This is a genomic window from Actinomycetospora sp. C-140, assembly GCF_054796175.1.
On record NZ_JBTWNF010000038.1, the window covers coordinates 1 to 3889 of the forward strand.

Below are 3889 nucleotides of genomic sequence, written 5' to 3' on the forward strand. Positions count from 1 at the left end.
CCCGACGTGGGGCGGTGGGTGGATCCCCTCAGGACGCGCGGGTTGGCGACGCCGATCGTCGCCCGCTGGGACGCCGCGAGGACGGCGCCCGGAGGCTCCTCGCGCGCGGCGAAGGGGTAGTCGGTGCCCAGCACGACGTGGTCGGCGCCGAAGCGCTCGATCGCCAGCGCGAGGCTCGCGGGGTCGTAGGTCAGCGAGTCGCACCAGAGGTCGCGGGCGCGGTCGAGGGCGGTGGCGGGGGCGCCGGCGAGCGTCTGGCCGTGGGCGACCCGCGGCAGGATCGACGGCAGCGCACCGCCGCCGTGGGCGAGGCAGAGCCGCACGCCCGGGCGCTCGGCGAGCGTGCCGGCGGTGAGCAGTGACGCCGCGGCGGTCGCGGTCTCGCACGGCATGCCGACCCCGAACGCGAGTCCGGCGCGGGCGAGGCGCGGGTCGAGCACCTCGTCGACGGGGTGGACGAACACCACGGCGCCGAGCTCGTCGGCCGCGTCGAAGAACGGCGCGAGCGCCGGATCGGCGAGCTCGAGGGCCCCCACCCGCCCCCCGATCTCGACGCCCGCGAACCCCAGCTCGAGCACGCAGCGGCGCAGCTCGCCGACCGCGGCGTCGACGTCCTGCAGCGGGACGGCCCCGAGCGCCAGGAAGCGGTCCGGAGCCGCGGCGACCAGCGCGGCGAAGAACGCGTTCTGGGCGCGGGCCTGCTCGAGCGCGCCCGCCGCCGGTGCGGTGTGGTCGAGCGTGACGGGGACCGGCGAGACGACCTGGACCGCGACGCCCTCGGCGTCCATGTCCCGCAACCGGGCGGTCGGCGACCAGCAGCGCGCGTCGATCGTCCGGTACCGCCGGTCGCCCACGTGGATGGCGGCGGTGTGCTCGTCCTCGCGCCGCACCCACGCCCAGTCGTGCCCCTCGCGCGCCGCGGGCGGCGCGAGATCGGGCGCGATCGCGTGGGTGTGGACGTCGACGAGACCGGTGTCGGTGTCCATCCCGCCCTCCTCACCTCGCTGCGGCACTAACCTGGGGATCATGGCACTGACGCCGGACCTGGTCGGCACGCGCAGCGACGCGGCGGAGTTCGCGTGGACGGCGGACGACGTGATGCTCTACGCCCTCGCGGTCGGGGCCGGGCAGGGCGATCCGCTCGAGGATCTGGCGTTCACGACGGAGAACACCGAGGGCGCGCCGCTGCAGGTGCTGCCGACGTTCGCGAACATCGTCACCCGCGCGGCCACGGTCGACCTCGGCGACGTGGACCGCACCCGCCTCGTGCACGCCGAGCAGGCGTTCCGCCTGCACGCCCCGCTGCCCGTGGCCGGCCGCGCACGGGTCACGGCCACGGTCACCGCGGTGGAGGACAAGGGCCGCGGGGCGATCGTGCGCACGGAGGCGGAGGCGGTGGACGCCGCGTCGGGGGCGCCGCTGGTGACCTCGGTGCAGTCGGTGTTCCTCGGCGGCGAGGGCGGCTTCGGCGGTCCGCGCGGCGAGAGCGTCCCGTCGGCGATCCCCGACCGCGCGCCCGACCACGTCGTCACCGTCGCCACCCGGCCCGAGCAGGCGCTCCTCTACCGTCTGACCGGCGACCGCAACCCGCTGCACACCGACCCGGCCTTCGCGGCCCGGGGCGGCTTCACCCGCCCGATCCTGCACGGCATGTGCACCTACGGGCTCGCCGCGCGGGCGGTGATGCGCACGGTCGCCGGCAACGACCCGGATCGGGTCGCGGGCATGACCGCCCGCTTCACCCGGCCCGTGCTGCCGGGCGACGAGCTCACGGTCGCGATCTGGTCCGACGGCGACGCGGCGCATTTCCGCACCACCTGCGGGGACGACGTCGTCCTCGACCGGGGCCGCCTGGACCTCACCGGGGGTCAGTAGCTCCGCGGGAGCCCGAGGACGTGCGAGCCCAGGTAGTTCAGCACCATCTCCTGGCTCAACGGAGCGATCTTGAGCAGACGGGCCTCGCGGAACCAGCGCGCGACGTCGTACTCCTCGGAGTAGCCCATGCCGCCGTGGGTCTGCAGCGCGCGGTCGGCGGCCGCGAAGCCCGCCTCGGCGCACAGGTACTTGGCGGTGTTGGCCTCCCGCCCGCAGGGCTCGCCGCGGTCGTAGAGCCAGGTGGCCTTGCGCAGCACGAGCTCGGCGGCGTCGAGGTGGGCCAGGGAATCGGCGAGGGGGAACTGCAGCCCCTGGTTCTGGCCGATCGGGCGGCCGAACACCTCGCGGTCGTTGCCGTAGCGCGCGGCGCGCTCCAGGGCGACGCGCCCGATCCCGAGGGCCTCGGCGGCGATCAGCATCCGCTCCGGGTTGAGCCCGTCGAGGATGTAGGTGAAGCCCTGGCCCTCCTCGCCGACCCGGTCCGCGACCGGCACCACCAGATCGTCGATGAACAGCTCGTTGGAGGAGACGGCGTTGCGGCCCATCTTCGGGATCGGGCGGATGTCGACGCGCGCGCGGTCGAGGTCGGTGAGGAAGAGCGTCATGCCGTCGGTCTTCTTCGCGACCTCGTCGAGCTTCTGCGTCCGGGTCAGCAGCAGGATCTTCTCGGACTCCTGGGCCTTGGAGATCCAGACCTTGCGGCCGCTGACGCGGTAGTGGTTGCCCTCGCGCCGGGCGAACGTGGTGATCCGCGTGGTGTCGAGCCCGGCCTCGGGCTCGGTCACGCCGAAGCAGACGTGCAGGCTGCCGTCGACGATGCGCGGGATCGTGCGCGCCTTGAGCTCGTCGGAGCCGTGCTTGACGACCGGCTGCATCCCGAAGATCGACAGGTGGATCGCGCTGGCGGCGTTCATCCCGCCGCCCGAGCGCGCGACCTCCTCGAGGAGCAGGCAGGCCTCGGTGATCCCGAACCCGTGACCGCCGTACTCCTCGGGGCTCGTGATCCCGAGCCAGCCGCCGGTCGCGAGGGCGTCGTAGAACTCGGTCGGGAAGGCGTGGTCGCGGTCCTTGGTGCGCCAGTACTCGTCGTCGAACCTCCCGGCGAGCTCGGCGACCGCCGTGCGGATCGTCTCCTGGTCCTCGGTGAGCGCGAAGTCCACCGTGCCACCTCCTCGCCGCGGCCGGTCCGTGCCGCGTCCCGATGCTAGGTTCGGTCAGACCGTTGGACCACCGCAGCGACGGAGCGAGGCCGATGACCTCTCCCGAGGCCCGCTCGATCCGGCTGTCGCCGCTGCGGGTACCGAAGGCCTCCGACGTGCTCGCCGACGAGCTGCGCGAGCGCGTCCTGTCCGGCGAGTACCCCGAGGGCACGCCGCTCCCGCCCGAGCGCGAGCTCGTGGTGCAGACCGGGATGGGCCGCTCGACGGTGCGCGAGGCCCTGCGCATCCTCGAGGTCCAGGGGCTGATCGGGATCCGGACCGGACGGGCAGGCGGCGCCTTCGTGCGGCATCCCGGCGAGGAGACGGTCGCCGACTCCCTCGAGCTGCTCATCCGCGGCCGCGGGCTGCAGCTCGCCTCCGTCCACGAGACCCGCGAGGCGGTCGAGCCGGCGTGCGCGCGGCTCGCCGCCCGGCGCCGCACACCCGACGACCTGCGTGCGCTGGAGACCGCGAACGAGACGATCGCGGGCGGCGGGAGCCTCGAGGAGTTCCTGGCGGCCAACGTCGACTGGCACGTCGCCGTGGCCACGGCGAGCCACAACGAGATCCTGACCGGTATCCTGATGGCGCTCTCGCGGGCCATCTACGCCACCACCGACGACGAGGGCGTCGTCGACGAGGACGTCCGGCTGATCACGGTGCGCGCCCACCGCTCGGTGACGCGGGCGATCAGGGCCGGGGACCCCGACGCGGCCGCCCGCCGGATGGTCCGGCACGTGCACGCCTCGGCGGAGGCGTCGCTCGCGGCCGGCGACCGTGCGTCCGCGACGCTCCCCGGAGAGGCCGGACGCCGC

At 74.5% G+C, this 3889-nt stretch carries 4 protein-coding genes; 2 read left to right on the plus strand and 2 right to left on the minus strand.

Annotated features, from left to right (window positions below):
• Positions 1 to 986: amidohydrolase family protein (locus ACR9E3_RS32390; protein WP_460385187.1), on the minus strand; the 986-nt coding region annotated here is incomplete at its 3' end.
• A gap of 40 nt (positions 987 to 1026) precedes the next feature.
• Here ACR9E3_RS32390 and ACR9E3_RS32395 point away from each other — a divergent pair.
• The gene (locus ACR9E3_RS32395; RefSeq protein ID WP_460385189.1) at positions 1027 to 1875 is read left to right on the plus strand and encodes a MaoC/PaaZ C-terminal domain-containing protein; all 849 of its coding nucleotides are present in this window, start codon (positions 1027 to 1029) and stop codon (positions 1873 to 1875) included.
• On the opposite strand, the gene ACR9E3_RS32400 is transcribed toward ACR9E3_RS32395, so the two are convergent.
• Positions 1869 to 3035, minus strand: coding sequence for an acyl-CoA dehydrogenase family protein (locus ACR9E3_RS32400; protein WP_460385190.1), 1167 nt, complete (start codon positions 3033 to 3035; stop codon positions 1869 to 1871). The two genes, ACR9E3_RS32395 and ACR9E3_RS32400, sit on opposite strands and share 7 nt — an antisense overlap.
• 92 nt (positions 3036 to 3127) lie before the next feature.
• Between ACR9E3_RS32400 and ACR9E3_RS32405 the strand changes: the two genes are divergently transcribed.
• Positions 3128 to 3889 (plus strand): FadR/GntR family transcriptional regulator (locus tag ACR9E3_RS32405; RefSeq protein ID WP_460385192.1); only part of this gene is annotated, 762 nt, incomplete at its 3' end.

What these genes read in the sequence shown, in the direction of transcription:
- ACR9E3_RS32395 (WP_460385189.1), top strand. Translation starts at nt 1,027, where the DNA reads ATGGCACTGACGCCGGACCTGGTCGGCACGCGCAGCGACGCGGCGGAG.